The sequence below is a fragment of the Emergencia sp. genome, from assembly GCF_048465375.1.
In the GTDB taxonomy this organism is placed as follows: Bacteria; Bacillota; Clostridia; order Peptostreptococcales; family Anaerovoracaceae; genus Senimuribacter.
This window is the reverse complement of the sequence record NZ_DBFWLQ010000017.1, coordinates 36,782-57,633: the sequence shown is the minus strand read 5'-3', so window position 1 is coordinate 57,633 and position 20,852 is coordinate 36,782. Positions and strand designations below refer to the sequence as shown.

The window sequence follows — 20,852 nt, the reverse complement described above, 5'->3', positions numbered from 1 at the left end:
ACGAATCATTGGAAAAAAAGAGCTCAAACGGGCAACGTAAGTTAAGCATAATCGTCATGTTTATCATCATAATAGTGGCATTGTTCCTATTATTGATAAACTTTATTACCGATTGGCTGTGGTTTAAGGAGATGGGGTACGTAAGCGTATTCTTCAAGCAGTTGTTTACTGAACTGAAGGTGGGCGTACCGATTTTCGTCATTCTGACAGTCGTAGTCAACTTTTACCTAAAGAGACTGAAAAAGAGCTATTTTGCAAAAATTGCTTCAACCGAAGCAACAGACATGAAAAAACTGAACTTCCAGACCAACATCATTTCACTGGTGTTCGGATTGGTGGCAGCGTTCTATGCGATATCAAATCTTTGGTTTGAAATCCTCCAGTACGCTAACAGCACAGATTTTAACGTCAAAGACCCGCTGTTTAACATGGACATCTCATTTTACATTTTTAAACTGGATTTCCTCAAGCAGCTGAACGAAATGCTGATTGGCGCAGTTTTGCTGATTATTCTGGTGACGGTTATCTACTATGCGATTCTGATGACAGTTCACACGCCGAATGTGTTCGAAGAAGAGGCGCAGCCGTTCAACAACGACGACGAGAGATATACAGGCAGCAACAATCCGTTTGAAGGTATGGGCGGAAACAATCCGTTCGGCAAAGCCTTTGAAGCTTTTGGCAAGAAGGTGCAGCGAGAACCAAAACCGAGGAAGCAGATTGACGACAGCAACTTCAAGCAATTGATGCACATCGCTTCCGGACAGCTATCCTTCCTGGGCGTAGTCTTTTTCGTGATGATCGCTCTGAACTTCTTCTTGAAGCAGTTCGACCTGCTCCACGCACATACAGGCGCAGTTTATGGAGCGGGTTTCACAGATGTCAACGTAACGCTGTGGGTTTACAGAGCACTTGTCATTTTGGCACTTTTCGGCGCAGTTACTGTAGTGCATCATATCAGAAAAAAACAGTTTAAGAAGATTTTCACCGTTCCGGTGATTATGATTGTCGTAGGTGTAGTCGGTATTGGAGCCAGTTATCTGGTGCAGAACTTCATCGTATCACCAGACGAAATCAACAAAGAGGATAAGTATCTGGAGAGAAATATCGAATATACCCAGTACGCTTATGAATTGGACGATGTTTCTGTCAAATCCTTTGCAGCAGACAACCAGCTGACCAGCGAGGACATCAATGCTAACTCTGAAACCGTTAGGAACATCAGAATTAACGATTATCAGCCGGTTAACACTTTCTACAATCAGACGCAGAGTATCAGACAGTATTACAAATTCAACGACGTCGATGTAGACCGTTACATGGTCAACGGGAAGTACACCCAGACATACATGGCCATGAGAGAGATTGATGAAGAAAAGATCAACGACACTTGGCTCAACAGACATCTGAAATACACCCACGGATACGGCGTAACCTTGTCCCGTGTTGATGCTGTAACGGCCAGTGGACAGCCAGACGTTTTGATCAAGAATATACCACCTGAATCCAAGATCGATGAGATTCAGATTGAAAGACCCGAGATTTACTTTGGTGAGTTATCCAACGACTATATCATGGTAAACACCAGCGAAGACGAATTCGACTATCCTTCTGGTGACTCCAACGCATACACACAGTACGAAGGAAATGCCGGAATCAAGATGAACTTCCTCAACAGAGTGATGTTTGCCATCAGAGAACGCAGTTTGAAGATTCTGGTATCCTCAAATATCAAGAGTGATTCCAAGATCATCATCAACAGAAACATCATGGAAAGAGTCAACAAAATCATGCCTTATCTGAGCTACGAAGACGATCCGTATTCCGTAGTGGCAGACGGCAAGCTCTATTGGATGCTGGACGCTTATACCACCAGTTCGTACTATCCTTACTCAGAGCCTTATGACGGTAAGGTAGGCGGCACCAACTATATCAGGAACTCTGTAAAAGTCGTGGTTGACGCATATAACGGAGACGTAAGCTTCTACGTCGTAGATGAAAACGATCCGATGGCGAAAACCTATCAGAAGATTTATCCGCAGCTGTTCAAGTCCGTGGATAAGATGCCGGAAAGTCTGAAAGCACATATCAGATATCCGAACACGCTCTTCGAGATTCAGGCCGGCGTTTACAGCCGTTACCATATGGAAGACGTAAAGGTATTCTATCAGAACGAGGACGTTTGGGATATCGCCAACGAAATCTATGGAACAGAGCAGAAGAAGATGGATCCTAACTACTACATCGTTAAGCTGCCGGGTGAAAAGAGCGCTGAGTTCATCAACTCCATCCCGTATACACCGAAATCAAAGCAGAATATGACAGCTTTGATGGTGGCGCGAAACGACGGGGAGAATTACGGCCAACTGGTTGTATACCGATTCCCTAAGAGCAAAACCGTTTACGGACCGATGCAGATAGAAGCGCAGATCAATCAGAATACAGAGATTTCCGGAGACTTTACACTGTGGAGTTCCAGAGGATCTTCTTACAAGAGAGGAAACCTCTTTGTCATCCCGATTGAATCGTCACTGCTCTACGTTGAGCCGGTTTATCTGGAAGCGTCTAATTCCGCAATTCCAGAAGTCAAGAGAGTTATCGTAGCCTATGACGATAAGATCGCTTACGAGCCGACTCTTGGTGAGGCACTGGAATCACTCTTCGGGGAAGATGCCAACGGCGGCAGCACCACCAGCACAGGCGGCGGTGATAAACCTAGCGGCACTACCAGCAAGTCCGATTGGATCAAGAGAGCTTCCGAAGCTTATGAAAATGCACAGAATGCATTGAAGAGCGGAGATTGGGCAAAATATGGCGAGTATATGGAAGAACTGGAAAATGCCCTTAATAAATTAAGCTAGAATTGAATATGTTTTAATAAATTGGGACATTCAGATTGAATGTCCCAAAACCAATATATAATGAAATGAAAAGGAGGACGAATATGCTGGACTATGATTTAGACAAGATGCTGTTCAGAATACCCGCAGATAAACATTCTGCAAAGGAGATTACAGAAATTTTAGAGGATCATCCAGAAGTCCAATTCGTTTCCCTGGTTGGAATCGATATCGGCGGCCACGATACCGACGAGAAGATTCCGGTGAAATTATTCTTAGAAGATATAGACAAAGTGCTGACAAACGGTGTTCAGACAGACGGCTCCAGCGTTGCCCTGCCATTGATTGCAGAGTTAAACAATGCGAAGGTTGATATCATTCCTGACCTGGGTGTGCATTGGTATGTAGACTATAACTTCCGGAACAGGGGATACAAGACGGGACTTCCCATCGGGACGCTGCGAATTCCTTCCTTCCTCGTCCACAATGAAGATTTTGAAGTGGGATCCAGAGTCATTCTCAGAGATGCTCTCCGCCATTTTAAAGGAGAGCTGATGAAAGAACTGAAAGCACATCCTTATGTGTTTCAGTACATCAAAGGCATCGATCGTGCAGAAGACATTGAAGAATTGATTATCACCAGCGCCACGGAGCTGGAATTCTGGGTGAAGACACCGGATGATAAGGGCGATAGAGAGCAGCTCTTTACTGCGCAGGTTCTGAAAGAACAATATTGGAAGAGAACCTACGGAGAAGTGAGAACTGCTCTGGAAGAGACGCTGATGTTCCTCGACAAATATGGTTTCCAGGTGGAGATGGGGCACAAAGAAGTAGGCGGCGTCAAAGCCAGAATGGGAAACAGCGGTCACTATGATCACGTAATGGAGCAGTTGGAAATCGACTGGAAATATGCTGATGCCATTCAGGCGGCGGACAACGAGAATCAGGTGAAGTACGTGGTGAGAGATATTTTCACCAGACATGGCCTCGATGTCACTTTTATGGCAAAACCTTTTGAAGGCGTTGCTGGAAGCGGGGAACATACACATCTAGGCTTGGCGGCAAAGCTGAAGACCGGAAAAGTAGTCAGCCTGTTCGCGCCGGAAGACTTCAATAAGGAGTTCATGAATCCGTTGGGATACGGGGCATTGATGGGTATTCTCAAAAACTACGAGGTGATCAATCCTTTTGTCAGTTCCACCAATGATGCATTTAACAGACTGAAGCCAGGTTATGAGGCGCCAGTCTGCATCGTCACTTCCTTGGGAAGAGCGGTTGACGAGCCTTCGAGAAACAGGACGGTATTAGTCGGTTTGATCAGAGATGCAAAGAATCCGATGTCTACCAGATTTGAACTGCGTGCGCCGAATCCGAAGAGCAACACTTATCTGGTTATCGCAGCATCTTATCTTGCGATACTGGACGGTATCAAAGCGGTACTGGAAGCGGGCAAAAAACCGTCTGATCTGGAGCAGTCATTGTCTAAGAAGTACGGAGAAGAAGACTTTTACCTGGAGAAGGACAGAGAGTACAGAAGTGAGGATGACGTCTTTGAAGATTTTACAGAGGAAGAGAGAAATAAACTCTTTGGACAGGCGCCGAGCACCGTATGGCAGAATCTGACCGCCTTTGACAGATATCCGGAAAAACTGGCTATTTTTAAGGAAGGGGATGTGATGCGCGATATTGTTTTAGAATCCTACAGAGAACAGATATTATCTCAGTGGCGGACAGAACTGCACGACCGCATTATCCCGCAGACTATGGACTTTATCAGAGGCTGCAAGAAAGTACATAGCGATAATGATTTCTCAGACTATGATATTAAGAACTGGTTGGAGATTGACAAGATCCGACATCAGATCGCGAAGGATACCATCACAGAGAAGTGCCTGCTGACCAGGGCAAAAGATGCCCTTGACAATGGGGAATACGACGAGGCATCTGATCTGCAGTTGGAAATCCAGAAAAAAATCAATGAATTGGCGGCTCTATATACCAGATATAAAAAGAATCTATTATAAACAGAGGAGTTAAAAAATGTTAGACATTAAACGAATCAGAGAAGACTTTGAAGGCGTGAAGGAACGCGTTGAGTTCAGAGGAAAAGGCGATTTCGGCATAGATAATGTGAAAAAATATGACGAAGAGAGAAGAGCGCTTCTGGCAGATGTAGAAGCAATGAAGAACAGACAGAATACTGTATCGAGAGAAATCCCTAAAATGAAAAAAGAGGGGCAGGACACCACTGCGATCATGGCTGAAATGAAGGAGTTGTCCAGCAAGATCAAAGAGATGGACGGCAGGCTTTCTGAGATAGAAGAGAATTTGAAGATTGCTCTTCTAAATGTACCTAATACGCCATATAAGGATGTACAGTACGGCGAGGACGACAGCGCTAACGTAGAAATGAGAAAATTTGAAGAGCCTACTGCCTTTGATTTTGAACCAAAGGCTCACTGGGACATCGGTGAAGACCTGGATATTTTGGACTTTGAAAGAGCTGCGAAGATTTCCGGCACCAGATTTACTGTATACAAAGGCCTGGGGGCAAGACTGGAAAGAGCAGTCATTTCCTTTATGCTGGACCTGCACACCATCGATCAGGATTACACAGAAATCCTCCCTCCGTTCATGGTCAACAGAGCAGCAATGACAGGCACGGGTCAGCTTCCGAAGTTTGAAGAAGACATGTTCTACGTACCACAGAAGGATTTCTTCTTAATTCCGACGGCAGAAGTACCGGTGACCAATCTCCGCGGAAACGAAATCATGGAGGAGGCAGAACTGCCGGTTTACTATACCGCTTACACCCCTTGTTTCAGGGCAGAGGCGGGATCTGCCGGCAGAGATACGAGAGGTCTGATCAGACAGCATCAGTTTAACAAAGTAGAATTGGTCAAATTTGTAAAGCCAGAGACTTCTTACGACGAACTGGAAAAACTCACTGCTGACGCAGAAGAAGTCCTGAAGATTTTGAACATCCCGTACAGAGTCGTAAGGCTCAGTTCCGGAGACTTGGGATTCTCCTCGGCGATGACCTACGATATCGAAGTGTGGATGCCGAGTTACGGCAGATATGTGGAGATTTCTTCCTGCAGTAATTTCGAAGACTTCCAGGCCAGAAGAGCCAACATCAGATTTAGAAGAGGGAAAGAAAAGCCTGAGTTTGTTCATACTCTGAATGGTTCCGGACTGGCAGTGGGCAGAACAGTTGCCGCCATTTTGGAGAATTATCAGCAGGCTGACGGCAGCGTAGTGATACCAGAAGCTTTAAGAAAATATATGGGAGTTGACAAGATTACGAAGTAATCTTGGAATCGAAGAGACATGTTTAAATTACCAAACTATATTGAACCAGATTTTACCGAAGAAAAATTTGTTAATGCACCAGACGTCGTTCTGGCGCCGGCGCCTGTGGACAAAGCGGCGCCAACAGGGTTTCACGCCACCTCCATCTATCCGGAATATTTTAAAATCGGAGGCAGATGGCTGCTGGCAGAGGACAGCCGTATGGACTGCGTACCCGTCTATGAAGCGGGGAAAATCTTTGTTCGGGAATTCCGTAATGTGAAAAAAGGCGACCGGGTCGTCCTGGGGCGGAGCGAAAACTGCGAAGAAGGGATTTACGTCCACGCAGACTGTTTTGAGAAGGAAGTCCGCGGTCAGGCGGGTGCCTTTGCCTTCCGGCAGAGCCGCAGTCGGGAAACCGGGTTCAGCTACGACTATAAACAGTTAATCCAGCTGCTCAAATACGAGAGAGAAAACGACGGCTATATCCTCTGGGTTCTGGGGCCAGCCTGTTCCTTTGACGCCCAGGCCAGAGAATGCTTTGCCAGTCTGGTGGAGAACGGTTATGTCAGCGCACTGCTGGCAGGAAATGCCCTTGCTACGCATGATTTAGAGGGCGGTTATCTGGGCACGGCTCTGGGTATGGATATCCGCACCCAGGAGTCCTACCCTAACGGCCACTACAACCATTTGGATGCCATCAACAGAATCAACACTTATGGATCGATTCCGGCCTTTATCGAAGGGGAAAACATCAAAGACGGTATTATCCGCGCTTGTGTAGAGAACGATGTGCCATTTGTTCTTAACGGTTCTATCCGTGACGATGGGCCTCTGCCAGAGGTCTATGAACATACTTACGATGGCCAGGATACGATTCGTTCCCATGTGAGGAAGGCCACGACTGTAATCGGTATGGCGACGGTTCTTCATACCATTGCAACAGGCAATATGACGCCGACTTACAGGGTACTGGCTGACGGTACCATCAGACCGATTTATTTTTACATGGTCGATACATCGGAGTTTGCCGCCAATAAATTGGGTGACAGAGGAAGTCTGTCGGCAAAGGGTATTGTGACTAATGTACAAGACTTTATGATGAACGTTTGCAAAGGACTTGGATTATAATCCAAGTCCTTTGCTGAAAGGGATAGCTTTTATGATTACAGCACTAGGAAAAGCAATCAATAAAATATTCAACAGACTGACGATTACGGTAGCCTTGATTTTGGTACAGCTAGGCTGGTTTGCCGTTCTTCTTTTTAAATTAGCCGATTACGCCAGTTGGATTTCTGTGCTTTTTACCGTTTTGGCAGCACTGATGGCCCTGTTCGTTATTTGGAGAGACGATAATCCTGCCTATAAGATGGGCTGGATTCTTCTAATCTGTCTGATGCCTATTTTGGGCTCGGCAATGTACGTCTTCTTCGGCAACAAGCGTCCGGCAAAGTCCCTGAAGTGGAGAATTGATCCCCAGGATGCCCTGCATAGGGATGATTTGAAACAGGAAGAAGATCTGGGAGAAATCATGAATACCAGACTGCTGGACACGGTTAATTACATAGCACAGAAGGGACCCTATCCCGCCTGGACGGATACCAAGAGCAAATACTATGCCGTAGGGGATGACGTCTATCCGGACATTTTGACGGACCTTAAAAAAGCCGAGCATTTTATCTTCATGGAATACTTCATCATCGCTGATGGGAAAATGTGGGATGGTATTTTTCGGATTTTAAAGGAAAAAGCGGCAGCTGGAGTGGATGTGCGCATCACCTTTGACGATGTGGGCAGCATCAATAAGACCCCGAAACGATTTCTCAGCAGCCTGATGTCAAACGGCATCAAGGTGCTGCCTTTTAACCCGCTGACTCCGATTGCTTCTTTGATTTATAACAATCGGGATCATAGAAAGATTTTGGTCGTAGATGGTTATATCGCTTACTCCGGCGGCTTTAATATCGCCGACGAATATATTAACGAGGTCGTTCGATTTGGACATTGGAAGGATACAGGCATACGATTAGAGGGACATGCTGTCTGGAATTTCACGGTCATGTTTCTCAACATGTGGAATGCCTTTCGCAAGACGGAAGAGAACTACGACAAGTTCAGGCCACATGTCAACCATCCTGAAGAGTTCGGCAGTGACGGAATCATTCAGCCTTACTCCGATTCGCCGCTGGACGATGAGAACATGGGCGAGAATGTTTATCTGGAAATTCTCAGTCAGGCTGAGGATTATGTCTATATTTTCACACCCTATCTGATTATCGACAATGAGATGCAGACAGCCCTTTCTTTGGCGGCGAAAAGAGGCGTAGACGTGCGGATCGTCACGCCGGCGATTCCTGACAAGAAGATGGTATTTCGCCTGACCCGGTCGTATTACAGACCGCTGATCAAAGCAGGTGTCAGGATATATGAATATACGCCGGGTTTTATCCATGCCAAGAGTTATCTCAGTGACGACAAAATCGGTGTGGTCGGCACGATCAATATGGACTATCGCAGCCTCTTTCTGCACTTCGAATGCGGAACTCTGATGATCGGCTGTGAAGCTCTTTATGACCTGAAACGAGATTGTGAGGATACTTTCTCGCAATCAAAAGAAATCCATCACGAAGACTGCAGACGAGGATTCTTTGGATTACTTTTCGACGGCGTATTGCGGGTTCTGAGTCCGTTATTATAATATTGGGGGAATTATGAACAAAGTAGATAAATTTTATGAGGTGAAAAACCTGCTGCAGTGTCCCATCTGCGGTAAAAAAATCAGATTTCATGCAGGCGGGCTGGTCTGCAAGAAAGAACACCGCTTTGATATCTCGGCCAAGGGGTATGTCAATTTCCTACAGAGCAGCAAACCGCTGAAGGGCTATGATCGGGACTTCTTTGAAAGTCGTCATCGCTTTTTTCGGGGCTGCTATTACGATCATATTTCTGACGCTGTTATTTCTGCGGCGCTGGACCACAGCCCTCTGGAAGTGGTGATGGATGCTGGCTGCGGTGAAGGATTTTATGCTGCCCGCCTGTGCGATCAAGTGGACGCCCAGATTCTCGCTTTCGACATCGCCACAGAAGCGATCAAAGTGGCGGCGAGGAGTCCTGCGCCTGTCAAATGGCTGGCCTCGGATATCACCAATATTCCGGTAAAGGACGGTATGGTCGATTGCATTCTCGATGTGTTTACCCTGGCTAACTACGGAGAATTCATCAGAGTGCTCAAAGAAGATGGGATTGTCATCAAAGTGGTTCCGGGAGAACATCATCTGCAAGAGCTGCGGGAAGCTGCAAAGAACCAGATTAGAAATCGAGAGTATTCCAACGACGATGTCCTGGAGTATTTTGCCGATCATTTTGAGGTGGTCAGCTCTGAACTGGCATCAAAGACGATGCCCATTGAGGGTGACGCTCTGGCAGATTTGATTCGGATGACGCCTCTGCTCTTTGATGTGGACAAGACTGCCGTGGACACGAGCAGAATCCGAGAAATCACCGTGGAAGGCCAGGTACTGGTGGGACGGAAGAAGTAATGGAAATAGCCAGATCGCTGATCGTATAGAAAGAATCGAGGACAGGCACTCCTCTCAGGATGCCTTTTCTCGATTCTTTTTGTTAACTGCCCTTCAATGAACTGATTCGTCAAAATACTGGCAGGCAAAGTCATGGAACTGCTTCATGGCTAGCGTAAAGACCAGGTTTTTGCGCTACACCAGTCCTAAAATTCTTTTCTTCTTCGGACATGTAAGGGCGAGGGCGGTTACCTGATCTGAATCCACATTTTCTGCTGAGGTTTTCGTGGTGATGGAGACACCATAATTTTCTATGACCATCTGGTCGCGCAGGGTATAGTCACACTCCATGATGCTGTCAGGTACAAAACCTGCATCCTCATAAATCTCAGAGATGAATTGCTGCAGATTCGTGCTTTTGCTCAGGTTGATAAAAGGCTCGTTTCGGCATTCCCGAAGATCGATTTCTTTTTTGTCTGCCAGGGGATGAGATTTGTTGACGAGAAGTACCATGTCATCCTCGTAGAGAACTTTGCTCGTCAGATTTCTGTCGCTCAGTCCGTTGAGGGCGCCGAGATACATGTCAACATTTCCATTCAGCAGGGCTTTGATGTGATTACTGCCCTCCATGGAGTAGCGGTCCATCTTGACTGAGGGGTGTGATTCGCTGAAAGCACGCAGCAGGTCTTTCCAGATGTAGGGGCTTAAAATTCCCAAAGCCAGATGGCGATCATCCTGTCCTTTCATGACGGCCAGCGTCCGCTGCCCATTTTCTAAAGCTGTAAATATCTGCTCCACATAAGTCAGATAGGCATGCCCGTAAGGGGATAACCTGATGTTGCGGCCTTGCCTGGTAAACAGGGGGACGCCTACTTCATTTTCTAATTTCTTAATTGTCGAACTGAGAGAGGGCTGGGAAATATGTAAGGCAGCTGCCGTCTTGGAGACATGTTCTGTCCGCGCTAACATCAAAAAATACTTCAGCTGTAGCAATTCCATAAAAACCTCCAAAATGATAGACTTGCGTTTATGTATATATAATTTATTATATCTTGGACTGAATAAAAAAACAATGATATCTTTAGTGTAGTAAACTATTATCGTAAGAAAGGAAGAGACCATGAAGAAAAGATCCATTCGCATCGGTGTAGATGTGGGCGGCACCAATACAGACATCTGCGCCATTGATGAAAAAAGCGGGGAACTGATGGTGTATAAACTGCCGTCCTCGCTTTATGACCAGTCAGATGCTGTGGTTGCAGGCATCAAAGTCGTTGCAGAGGAGCATGGGTTTGACGGCAGTGAAGTCAGCCGCTTCATGCACGGGACGACGGTTGCCACCAATGCCATCCTGGAGGGAAGAGGGGCGAAAACCGCATTGATGACGACAGGAGGTTTTCGAGATCTGTTGGAAATCGGCAGGCAGAAACGACCCGACCTCTATGACCTGCAGGCAGATAAAGTCAAGACGCTGATCGATCGCAGCCTTCGCTTTGAAATCGAAGAGCGAATGGACTACAGGGGTCAGATTGTCAGACCAATTGATCTGTGTGCAGTCAGGAAATTGATGGAGAAGGTCAAGGACAGCGGTGCAGAATCTGTGGCCGTGATGCTCCTCAACGCGTATCTGAACCCGGAAAACGAAAGGCTGCTCAGGGAGGAAATCGAAAAGGCGCTGCCAGAGGTATTCCTGACAATTTCCAGCGATCTGTCAAAACAGTTCCGTGAGTACGAGCGGCTCTGCGGTACGGTGCTCAACTCTTTCGTCGGTCCGGAAGTAAAAAAGTACATGAACAACCTGAAGGCAACTTTGGAGAGAATTGGCATTCACAACGCGTATATCAACCACTCCAACGGGGGACTGATGTCCATCGCGGAATCCATGCAGTTTCCGATTAAGACGGCACTGTCGGGACCGGCAGCCGGTGTGGTGGGCGCGCAGTATATTACAGAACTTATAGGTGAAAAGGATCTGATCACCATCGACATCGGCGGCACGAGTACAGATATCAGCCTGGTTGCCGGCGGCAGATTTGAGGCTTCAGACGAAAAGACCATCAGCGGTTATCCGGTGAGGATTCCCTCTATCGACATTTCTACCATCGGTGCCGGTGGAGGCAGTATCGGATGGATTGACAGCGGAAAGATCTTGAAGGTAGGTCCGCAGAGCGCGGGCGCTAATCCTGGCCCTGCCTGTTACGATTTAGGCGGCAGTGAAGCCACTATTACGGACGCCAGGGTTCTGCTGGGGCATCTGAACGGGGAGAGCCTGCTGGCAGGCAGGCTTCCTATCAAAAAAGAAAATTCACAGGTAGCGGTGCAGAGACTAGCCGACGTGATTGACATGGATCTTTTGGAGACGGCAAAGGGCATCATTGCTGTGAGCAACTCCAATATCGTCAAGGAAATCAAGAATGTCACCGTGGCAAAGGGCTACAATCCGAGCGATTTCTGCCTGGTAGCCTTTGGCGGCTCCGGCCCGCTCCATGCAGCAGAGCTGATGGAAGAGATGATGATTCAAAAAGCCCTGATTCCGAAAACACCGGGACTTTTGGCCGCCTATGGCCTTTTGACGGAAAACATGCGCCGTGATTTTGTGCAGACCAAAGTCACAGACTTGCACGAAGACAGTTTTGCTGTATTAAAAAGAGAATTCCGCATTTTGGAAACAGAAGCGGCGGCCTGGTTTGATAGTGAAAAAATCCCAGAAAAAAAACGCGCACTGGAATATTTTCTCGATATGAGATATAAAGGGCAGAACCACGAGATTCGTGTGCCTTTGGACATGAAAGAAACCAAAGACAGCAGGGCGATTGCAGATGCCTTTATCGAGGCGTATGAGAGACTTTATTCTTTCAGCACTGACGACATGATGCAGATTGTCAACTTCGGCTTGTCTGCGGTGGGGGATATCGTCTTTCCAGTGATTACAGAGGAGGAATTTGCCGGACCAGATGGGTCAGATGCCATCATTGGCAGCCGCTGGATTTACCAGGGAGACGGCGTTTTTGCCGACTACACCCTTTACGACCGGGAGCGCTTGCGGAACGGAAACGTGGTCAAGGGACCGGCAGTTGTGGAACAGATGGACAGTACGACCTTGATTCTGGCGGGGCAGAAGGCGACAGTGGACCAGTATCTGAACATGGTTATCGAGAGGGAGGCGTAGAGGATGAAAGCAATCAACTCAATTACCCTGGAGGTTATCGCCAACAGCATGACGTCTATCGCAGAGCAGATGGGGGTTATTCTCTCTAAGACAGGGTACAGCACCAATATTAAGGAGCGGAAGGACCTCTCCGTAGCGATTTTCAGCCCTAATGGCAAGCTGCTGTCTCTGGCCCAGCACATCCCCCTTCACTTCAGTTCTCTTTCCGGAGCAGTGGAGGTGCTGACGGAAAAATATGACCCGGCAGATGTTCACGAGGGCGATATCTTCATCGCCAACGATCCCTACACGGGAGGAGGTTCTCACTTGCCGGATATCGTATTGCTGCGGCCGGTGTTCTATGAAAAGAAACTGATCGCCTATATGGTCAACACAGGTCATCACGCTGATAAGTCCAGGAAGGGAACCACTATTTACGACGAAGGCATGCGGATTCCGGTTGTCAAGCTCTATGACCGGGGTGAATTGGTGAAGGATGTCTCCGATTTGATCATGCTCAACTTCCAGATGAAGTACGAACGCCAGGGTGATCTCAACGCGCAGGTCATCACCAATCAGTACGGGGCGGATAAGTTGGTGGAGCTAGTTGAAAAAATCGGCTTGGACACTTATAAAGCGTTCTGTGAGAAATGGCTGGATTATGGCAGACGCAAAGCAAAGGCAGCTGTCGCCTCTCTGCCGGACGGTACATACGAGTTTGCAGATTATATGGACGACGACGGTGCAGGAAACCGAGACCTGCTGATCAAAACCAAACTGATTATCGAGGGAGAAGAAATCACCTTTGACTTCCGGGGCACCTGCCCTCAGGTCAGCGGACCCTATAACTGTGTTCCCTGCGCCTTGAAAGCTACGGTCTATTACTCCCTGATGTCAATTCTGGATAAGACCATTCCGGCCAACTCCGGCTTTTTTGATAGCATCCACATCGTTGCAGAGCCGGGCAGTCTGGTCTGGGCAGAGGAACCAGCGCCTGTAGCGGATCGAGAAACAACTTCCCAGAGAATTGCTGACGTCATCTTTGGCGCCTTTGCTCAAATGGACCCTAAAATGGTCACCGCAGCCGGAAATGGAGCGATGTCCTTCTTCTCCTTTGCGGGAAGTGACGCCAGGCTCGGGCGGCCGTATATCTACGTGGAGACGATCGGTGGTGGCTCTGGAGCCAGATATAACAAAGACGGACTGGATGCCGTCCATGTCCATATGACCAACACTTCCAATCTGCCCGTAGAGGCCTTGGAGATGGAATATCCTCTGATGGTAGAAAAGTACGCCCTCCATGAAAACAGCGGCGGCGCCGGAAAATACAGGGGAGGTATGGGCATTGTCAGGACGATACGAATTCTTGCTGATAGTGAGGATACCATGTTAGTGGCGGCAGCCACAGAAAGATCTCGCAGAGCCCCTTGGGGCCTTTGCGGCGGCAAGGAAGGCGGTACTTCCAGTCTGCGCATTTACCGCGACGGTCAAATGATATCAGACAACCCGAAACCGAGAAATGTACGGCTACAGACAGATGACATTGTAGAGATGATGACAGCCGGCGCCGGCGGCTATGGGTCTGCGTCAGAAAGAAATCATGAAGTTGTGAAAAGGGAATTCAATGAGGGCATTATCGATAAGAAATGGATTGCGAATGCTGGAATTGATGTTGAAATTTAAGACGGCATGCCGTCTATGAGGTAAAAATATGGAAACAAATACGAGAAAACTAGTCAGCTTGCCTATGGCATTACTGACCCTGGTCATTGTAGCGGGCATCATGTCTGTGGGACTGGCGGTTCTGAAGCTTAATACGATGGTGACCTTTATCCTGGCTTTAGTGGCGGTGTGTATTGTCGCTATCTGCCTGGGCATGAAATTGGAACGACTTCAGGAAGTCATCCTGAATGGATTTCGTAAATTCGCGCTGACAGGGATGATTCTCATTTCTGTAGGCATGGTTGTGGGAACCTGGATTATTTCAGGCATCGTCCCTTCGATTATTTATTATGGACTGCAGATATTTACGCCGTCCTCTTTCTTAGCGGTGGGATTTTTGATCTGCTGCATCATATCATTTTTTACAGGTTCCTCCTATGCATCCCTTGGCACCATGGGCGTAGCCTTTATGGCAATCGGCTACGGGATGGAAATTAATCCTGGACTGGTGGCTGGCATGGCGGTGTCTGGTGCTGTCTTTGGTGATAAAATGTCGCCATTTTCTGATACGACGAACATGGCGCCAGCGGCTTCAGGTACTGATATCTTTGCTCATATCAAATCCATGTTTTACACCGTGATTCCTTCTTTTATTATCACGACAGCCCTGTACTTCATTATGGGGCTGAAGTTTAACGCGGCATCGGAAGAGTCTCTGCAGAGCATCAAAGCCATCGTGGCAGCCTTGGATGAGAGTTTTACAATTTCGCCGCTGCTGTTGATCGTTCCGGTGCTTACCATCGTCCTGGTGGCAAAGAAAATTCCTGCGATGATTGCCCTGATCATCGGCGCGCTGGCAGGCATCGTTGCAGCACTGATCGCACAGCCGCAGTTCAGCTTTAATGAAGTGGTGACGGCCATGTCTGTGGGATTTACTGGAGAGTTTGAAGAGGAAGCCCTGGCCTCACTGTTGAACAGGGGCGGTATTTCGGCTATGATGTCCACTATCGTCTACTGCATCTTTGCTCTGGAACTGGGAGAGTTGATGTATGAAATGGGTGTTCTCACAGTCATATTGGATAAGGTGAAAGACAAAATCCTGAAGCCGTGTAATCTGATTATCGCTACGCTGATTTCTTGCCTTGCGACGGTCATGCTGACCACATCACAGTACATGGCTATCCTGCTGCCGGGAGAGGTGTTCCGTTCCTCCTATGAGAAGGCTGATATGGCACCATACGTACTCTCGAGGACCTTAGAGGACGGCGGTACCATCTTCTCTTTCCTGGTACCCTGGTCCGCTGCGGCCATTTACAGTTCCGGCGTACTAGGTGTTTCGACGCTGCAGTATCTTCCATATGCATTTCTGCCACTGTTATGTCCTGTCTTTGCCATTCTCTGTGCAGTCACAGGTATCGGGGTCTTTGACAGCAAAGGGAAGAGCCTGCGGGGGAAGACGACGAAGAAAGCGGCATAAATAAAATAGGCTTCAAAGGGGCATCCGAAATCCATATTTTAGAGAGTTCCTTGGAATAGCAGAGAGCCGGTAAGGGATATGCCGGCTCTTAAAATTGCACTGAAATTATCTTTTGTTGTGTGGTTATTCTCATAGACCTGAAAAGTAAATTGATGTAAAATGAAAATGTAATAATTTTACATTAATTGAAAAAGGAGGAATAATACATATGGAAACTATAGGCAACAAGAGTGGACTTCTGACGACAACACCAGAAGCGAGGGCGTCTCTGCGCAGAGAGTATAAAGACAGTGTCTTCCGGCTGTTGTTTAATAACAAGGAAAATGTAATCAATCTGTACAATGCGATTGCAGGTAAAGAATACACCGCGGAAACCCAGGTGAACTTTACGACCATAGAGGACGCTGTGTTCAAAACAGAAAAGAATGATATCGCTTTTCTGCTTGAAAATACTTTTGTCGTATTGCTTGAGCATCAATCTTCGCCTAATAAAAATATGACGACCAGAGATTTGATCTATTATTCGACGATTCTGCAGAGGATGTATGGGATGAAAGCTTTCTTGAAAGAGAAATGCGTCAAAATTCCCCGCCCCGAGTTCCTCGTTCTATATAACGGCGTGAGGGAGATGCCTGATTACCAAGAGATGAAACTATCTGATAATTTTTATGACCATGAGGAAGAAACTGGTTTACAACTGACCGTAAAAGTGTACAATATTAATAACGGAAGGAATCCTGAGGTGATGAAACGATGCAGGACTTTACAGGAGTATAGTCAGTTTGTCGGTATTGTACGAGAGTATGCGGAAACGCAAAAACTGAGTGACAGCGTTATGGTCGAAATCCTGCAGAAGTGCAGAGCAGAAAACGTACTGAAGGAGTTCCTGGAAAAATACGGAACGGAGGTCATCGGGATGTTGTTCGAAGTGTTGACAGAGGAGGAAGCCCGGGAATTGTCCAGACAGGACGGATTTGAGAGTGGGTATGAAGACGGTCTTGCAGAAGGAAGGGCAGAAGGTAAAGAAGAGGGCAGGAAAGAGGGCAGGAAAGAGGGCAGGAAAGAAGGTCAAGAAGAAGGCCAATATAGGAAAGCTTTGGATACGGCGAGAAAAATGAAAGCAAAGGGATTTGCACTGGTGGAAATCGCCGAACTTACTGATTTGCCGTTAGATGAGATTGAAGGTCTGTAATGCTTCCAAGTGATATGGAAGAGAAACAAGGTGGTGATAAAATGTGTAGGAACGAGAAAAGGCGTAACGATGTATGGCTCCATGCAAAGCCAGTATGATGAGCGACACTTGCATGGAGTAGATCAGAGTCGCTAAAATGAGCTTGCTGGCTTTGCTGCTTGAAAGAAATAATCAAGGAGGAAGCCAACATGAAATATACAAATGCAACCCTGATTCTTCCGGATGAACTGGTATCGGAACTGCAGAAATACATACAGGGAGGATATCTCTATGTTCCGGCAAAAGAAGAAAAGCGTAAATCTTGGGGAGAGTTATCTGGCTATCGCAAGGAACTGGATCAGCGAAATGAAGCTATCCAGATGGAGTATCGCAGCGGGGCTGCGATAGAGGCGTTGGCTGAACATTACTGTCTATCCGTTTATGCCATCAGGAAAATCATATATCAAAAATAGGAGAACACCTGCACAATGGACTTAAGCTCGGAATGTGCAGGTGTTTTTTGCTTTTCAGGGGCAGGGGCTGTGTGCCGGTTATGCAGAAACAGATTAGCTGCGTCATTTTGGAAGAAATCAACCGGTTTCCATATAGTATACAGAACAGGTCTGCCTTATTTTGTATATTGAGAGGAGGGTATTCTCCATGTATGATAGAAGATAGAGAGGGGGGATTTGATGATTGTATATATGGGATGTGCCTGTGCAGATATTACGCCAGAAGAGCAGGCAGAGATGATCGGGTTTGCCAAACCTGACAATTTATCGAAGGGAATACTGCATCCTTTGGAGGCACAGGTTATGGTTCTGAAATCTACAGAGGAAACCTGCTGTCTTGTAACCATTGACAGCCTCGGCTTCACTACGGAGCTTTCGGACTTGCTGCGGCAGCAGATCGGGGAGACTTTGCGGACATCACCAGAGAAAGTGATGCTCTGCTTTTCCCACACGCACTCGGCTCCAAATGCCGGTACGGAAGACAGGATTTATTATCAGTTTGCCCGTGAGAGGATACTGAACGCAGTTTCTGAGGCAGTTTCCGCAATGAATCCAATTGAAGCTGCATGGGGACTCGGGCTGAGCCAAATTGGAGTCAATCGCCGTGGCGATACCGCTTCAGTAGACAACCGTATTGGTATTTTGAAAGTGGCTGACAGCTATTCGGGCACATTGAAGCTGTTGTTGCTGCGAGTTACAGCTCATGCTAACGTACTTTCCAGTGACAATGATTTCATCTCAGCAGATTACTTTGGTGTGACAAGAACATTATTAAAAGAGAAATACGGCTGTGAGGTCATGATGACGCAGGGAGCAGCAGGAGATATCAGACCAAAATATCAGCAGGACAATGCCGAGTTCTTGGAAATACATGCATGGGAAGAACCGCATAAGAAATATGCAGAGAATGAGAAAGAGAAATACTTTGACCAGAGCAAGGCGGCACTCAGCAAAATGGCAGATGCCATATGTAGTGCAGTGGATAGTATCATCGATGAGATGATACCACAGCCAATTACCAGACTTGCTATGTTTTCGATGCACCGCAGTTTTGCAGCAGATGTGCCCTCACTGAAACGAGCAGCTGAGATTGGGCAGGAGGCTGCACAGATGGCGGGCATAGATGGAACCGGCTGGCTGGAGGAAGTAAAGCGTCTGCATAGATTGCATATAAAGGAACAGCTTGCCGACATTGAAGTACAATATTTCTGTATAAATGACGGATGTCTATGCGGCGTGGCAAATGAGGCCATGTGCAGGATCGCTTTGGACGTGATGGAACAAGCGGGGAACCCTCTGCTGTTGTTTGGCGGCTATACCAATGGCTGCAGTAGTTACCTGCCTACTGCGGCAGAATACGACAAAGGCGGATACGAAGTGCTTTGGTCGAACCTGGTCTACTATGCCTATCACAGCAGAGTCATGCCGCTGAACAGGGATACTGCAGACCGACTAGCCGCAGATATCGTGCAAGGCTGGAAACTGTTTTTAGACAAAGAGGAGAAGGGAAAATGAAAACATATCCGCGAACAGGGGATTTACAAACTATTTATTTAAAAGATGTGATCACAAATCCCAATATTATAGTGGGCGACTATACCATGTACAACGATTTCAGGGATGATCCGACGCTGTTTGAACAGAACAACGTGCTCTACCACTACCCGATCAATGACGATAAGCTGATCATCGGTAAGTTTTGCTCCATCGCCTGTGGGACAAAGTTTCTCTTTAACAGCGCCAATCACAGGATGAATTCCCTATCGACTTATCCTTTCCCACTCTTCTTTGAAGAGTGGGGGCTGGATCGACAAGATGTTGCGGACTCTTGGGATAACAAAGGGGATATCATCATCGGGAATGACGTTTGGATCGGTTATGAGGCGGTTATCCTGACTGGCGTCACCATCGGCGACGGTGCCATTGTCGGTACGCGGGCAGTGGTGACAAAAGATGTCCCGCCTTACACGATTGTCGGCGGGGTACCGGCCAGACCGATAAAGAAGAGGTTTTCAGAGGAAACCATCGAAAAACTGCTGGAATTGCAGTGGTGGGACTGGCCGCCAGAAAAGCTGGCCGAAAATATTGATTTGATACAGAAAGGGTGCATTGAGCAGATGAGATAAAGTGAATTTTTTTCATTGACTTCCCCATACAACAGTGATACTGTAAAAGAAAATGGAGAAGGAATTATATGGTAAAAAATGAACAATTTAACAAAAAAACAGAAAGGCGTGGTCGTATCTCCTTGACTAATGATATTATTTTCTTTCTCGTCTATGGTGCCGGTTCGAAGGAATCGAATAAGGCATTGCTTTCTTTGCTTAACGTAGTCTTAGAAAGAGAAGACCCTATCGCGGAGGTCAAAATAGTCAATACCGTACATAAGGGGTTTCATCCAGGTGACAAAGAGACGGTAATGGATGTTAAGGCACGGTCGAAGAACGGAGAACAATTTAACGTAGAGATGCAGACCTCTGTACAGATGTTCTTTGGAGAGCGGACGCTGGTCTATGGGGCGAGAATGGTGAACTCCTCGTTGGCAAAAGGTGAAGATTATGATACAATAAAAAAAAGTATAGTCATCTCCTTTATTGACGGTGTCATGTTTAAGGATCTGTCTAGTTTCCACACGAAGTTTGAATTGAGAGAAAACCTTGAAGGGCTGTTACTGACGGATAGACTGGAGATTCATTTTCTTGAACTTGGGAAGATAGACGACAGCAAAGATCCGGATGAGATGGAGCCATTAGAGCGGTTTTGTGCATATCTCAAATTTGCAGGGGACCACAGGAGAGCTGACTATGTAGAGAAGCTGTTAGATACAGGAGAGGAGGCCGTCCTAATGTCAGACCAGGTATTCAGAGAGATAACAGAAGATGAAAGTCTTCAGGATTTGTTATGGCGCAGGGAAATTGCAGAGCACGATTTAGCCACCAAGGTAATGCTTGCGGAAAAAGACGGAGAGCGGCTTGGCATCGAGAAAGGCATTGAGAAAGGCATTGCCGTCTTTGTACAGGATTATGTAGAAGAGGGAAGAACGCCGGAAGCAATTATTGAAAAACTTGTGCTGCGGTTCGGGCTGCAAGAAAGCGAAGCGCGGCAGTATTATGAAAAGTACAGCGGCTGCTAGTTCTGCTCCCCGGCAGTGAGGCGTCGTGAAGGAGGCTTATACGCTGGCGCAGCGAAAGAATGATATAAATAGCTAACGAAAAAATCAGAGTAGAAATAGA

Annotated in this window: 15 protein-coding genes; 14 read left to right on the top strand and 1 reads right to left on the bottom strand. The window is 46.9% G+C overall.

The features are described from left to right. Positions 1-8 precede the first annotated feature (8 nt). The 6 genes from ACMQ5W_RS11675 (at position 9) to ACMQ5W_RS11650 (ending at position 9,670) form a co-directional block, all read left to right on the top strand. Complete coding sequence (locus ACMQ5W_RS11675; RefSeq protein ID WP_419025309.1) at positions 9-2,861, top strand: UPF0182 family protein; 2,853 nt, start codon at positions 9-11, stop codon at positions 2,859-2,861. A gap of 83 nt (positions 2,862-2,944) precedes the next feature. Further along, positions 2,945-4,864 carry a glutamine synthetase gene (locus ACMQ5W_RS11670; RefSeq protein ID WP_419025308.1) on the top strand — a complete coding sequence of 640 codons (1,920 nt, stop codon included), beginning with the start codon at positions 2,945-2,947 and terminating at the stop codon, positions 4,862-4,864. Positions 4,865-4,880: 16 nt separating this feature from the next. After that, a complete protein-coding gene (gene serS, locus ACMQ5W_RS11665; protein ID WP_419025307.1) occupies positions 4,881-6,152 on the top strand; it encodes a serine--tRNA ligase in 1,272 nt (423 codons plus the stop codon). Positions 6,153-6,170: 18 nt separating this feature from the next. Beyond that, positions 6,171-7,262 carry a hypothetical protein gene (locus ACMQ5W_RS11660; protein ID WP_419025306.1) on the top strand — a complete coding sequence of 364 codons (1,092 nt, stop codon included), beginning with the start codon at positions 6,171-6,173 and terminating at the stop codon, positions 7,260-7,262. 31 nt (positions 7,263-7,293) lie between these two features. Beyond that, on the top strand, positions 7,294-8,829 hold the full coding sequence (gene cls, locus ACMQ5W_RS11655; protein WP_419025305.1) for a cardiolipin synthase: 1,536 nt from the start codon (positions 7,294-7,296) through the stop codon (positions 8,827-8,829). Positions 8,830-8,842: 13 nt separating this feature from the next. Next, complete coding sequence (locus tag ACMQ5W_RS11650; RefSeq protein ID WP_419025304.1) at positions 8,843-9,670, top strand: methyltransferase domain-containing protein; 828 nt, start codon at positions 8,843-8,845, stop codon at positions 9,668-9,670. A 174-nt stretch (positions 9,671-9,844) separates the two neighbouring features. Here the strand turns inward: ACMQ5W_RS11650 and ACMQ5W_RS11645 are convergent, their stop codons facing one another. Next, positions 9,845-10,648: a LysR family transcriptional regulator gene (locus ACMQ5W_RS11645; RefSeq protein ID WP_419025303.1), complete on the bottom strand. Its 804-nt coding sequence runs from the start codon at positions 10,646-10,648 to the stop codon at positions 9,845-9,847. 121 nt (positions 10,649-10,769) lie between these two features. Between ACMQ5W_RS11645 and ACMQ5W_RS11640 the strand changes: the two genes are divergently transcribed. From ACMQ5W_RS11640 to ACMQ5W_RS11605, 8 genes are all read left to right on the top strand, one after another. After that, positions 10,770-12,818, top strand: a complete 2,049-nt coding sequence (locus ACMQ5W_RS11640; RefSeq protein WP_419025302.1) for a hydantoinase/oxoprolinase family protein — start codon at positions 10,770-10,772, stop codon at positions 12,816-12,818. Between the two features lie 3 nt (positions 12,819-12,821). Then, positions 12,822-14,480 (top strand): hydantoinase B/oxoprolinase family protein, encoded by a 1,659-nt coding sequence (locus ACMQ5W_RS11635; protein WP_419025301.1) that lies wholly within the window; start codon positions 12,822-12,824, stop codon positions 14,478-14,480. A 28-nt stretch (positions 14,481-14,508) separates the two neighbouring features. After that, a complete protein-coding gene (gene nhaC, locus ACMQ5W_RS11630; protein WP_148491112.1) occupies positions 14,509-15,936 on the top strand; it encodes a Na+/H+ antiporter NhaC in 1,428 nt (475 codons plus the stop codon). A gap of 208 nt (positions 15,937-16,144) precedes the next feature. Next, the gene (locus ACMQ5W_RS11625; protein ID WP_419025300.1) at positions 16,145-17,128 is read left to right on the top strand and encodes a hypothetical protein; all 984 of its coding nucleotides are present in this window, start codon (positions 16,145-16,147) and stop codon (positions 17,126-17,128) included. 188 nt (positions 17,129-17,316) lie between these two features. Then, a complete protein-coding gene (locus tag ACMQ5W_RS11620; RefSeq protein ID WP_419025299.1) occupies positions 17,317-17,580 on the top strand; it encodes a CD3324 family protein in 264 nt (87 codons plus the stop codon). A 219-nt stretch (positions 17,581-17,799) separates the two neighbouring features. Further along, complete coding sequence (locus ACMQ5W_RS11615) at positions 17,800-19,134, top strand: alkaline ceramidase (protein WP_419025298.1); 1,335 nt, start codon at positions 17,800-17,802, stop codon at positions 19,132-19,134. Beyond that, positions 19,131-19,745, top strand: coding sequence for a CatB-related O-acetyltransferase (locus ACMQ5W_RS11610; RefSeq protein ID WP_419025297.1), 615 nt, complete (start codon positions 19,131-19,133; stop codon positions 19,743-19,745). The genes ACMQ5W_RS11615 and ACMQ5W_RS11610 overlap by 4 nt, the downstream gene beginning before the upstream one ends. 68 nt (positions 19,746-19,813) lie before the next feature. Next, entirely contained in the window at positions 19,814-20,752 is a 939-nt protein-coding gene (locus ACMQ5W_RS11605) for an Rpn family recombination-promoting nuclease/putative transposase (protein ID WP_419025296.1), read from the top strand. Positions 20,753-20,852: the final 100 nt, after the last annotated feature.

Excerpts from the sequence above, each read along its gene's own strand:
- ACMQ5W_RS11635 (WP_419025301.1), top strand. The coding sequence starts at position 12,822 with ATGAAAGCAATCAACTCAATTACCCTGGAGGTTATCGCCAACAGCATG.
- ACMQ5W_RS11645 (WP_419025303.1), bottom strand. The coding sequence starts at position 10,648 with ATGGAATTGCTACAGCTGAAGTATTTTTTGATGTTAGCGCGGACAGAA.
- nhaC (WP_148491112.1), top strand. The coding sequence starts at position 14,509 with ATGGAAACAAATACGAGAAAACTAGTCAGCTTGCCTATGGCATTACTG.
- cls (WP_419025305.1), top strand. The coding sequence starts at position 7,294 with ATGATTACAGCACTAGGAAAAGCAATCAATAAAATATTCAACAGACTG.
- ACMQ5W_RS11640 (WP_419025302.1), top strand. The coding sequence starts at position 10,770 with ATGAAGAAAAGATCCATTCGCATCGGTGTAGATGTGGGCGGCACCAAT.
- serS (WP_419025307.1), top strand. The coding sequence starts at position 4,881 with ATGTTAGACATTAAACGAATCAGAGAAGACTTTGAAGGCGTGAAGGAA.
- ACMQ5W_RS11620 (WP_419025299.1), top strand. The coding sequence starts at position 17,317 with ATGAAATATACAAATGCAACCCTGATTCTTCCGGATGAACTGGTATCG.
- ACMQ5W_RS11670 (WP_419025308.1), top strand. The coding sequence starts at position 2,945 with ATGCTGGACTATGATTTAGACAAGATGCTGTTCAGAATACCCGCAGAT.
- ACMQ5W_RS11615 (WP_419025298.1), top strand. The coding sequence starts at position 17,800 with ATGATTGTATATATGGGATGTGCCTGTGCAGATATTACGCCAGAAGAG.
- ACMQ5W_RS11610 (WP_419025297.1), top strand. The coding sequence starts at position 19,131 with ATGAAAACATATCCGCGAACAGGGGATTTACAAACTATTTATTTAAAA.
- ACMQ5W_RS11605 (WP_419025296.1), top strand. The coding sequence starts at position 19,814 with ATGGTAAAAAATGAACAATTTAACAAAAAAACAGAAAGGCGTGGTCGT.
- ACMQ5W_RS11625 (WP_419025300.1), top strand. The coding sequence starts at position 16,145 with ATGGAAACTATAGGCAACAAGAGTGGACTTCTGACGACAACACCAGAA.
- ACMQ5W_RS11660 (WP_419025306.1), top strand. The coding sequence starts at position 6,171 with ATGTTTAAATTACCAAACTATATTGAACCAGATTTTACCGAAGAAAAA.
- ACMQ5W_RS11650 (WP_419025304.1), top strand. The coding sequence starts at position 8,843 with ATGAACAAAGTAGATAAATTTTATGAGGTGAAAAACCTGCTGCAGTGT.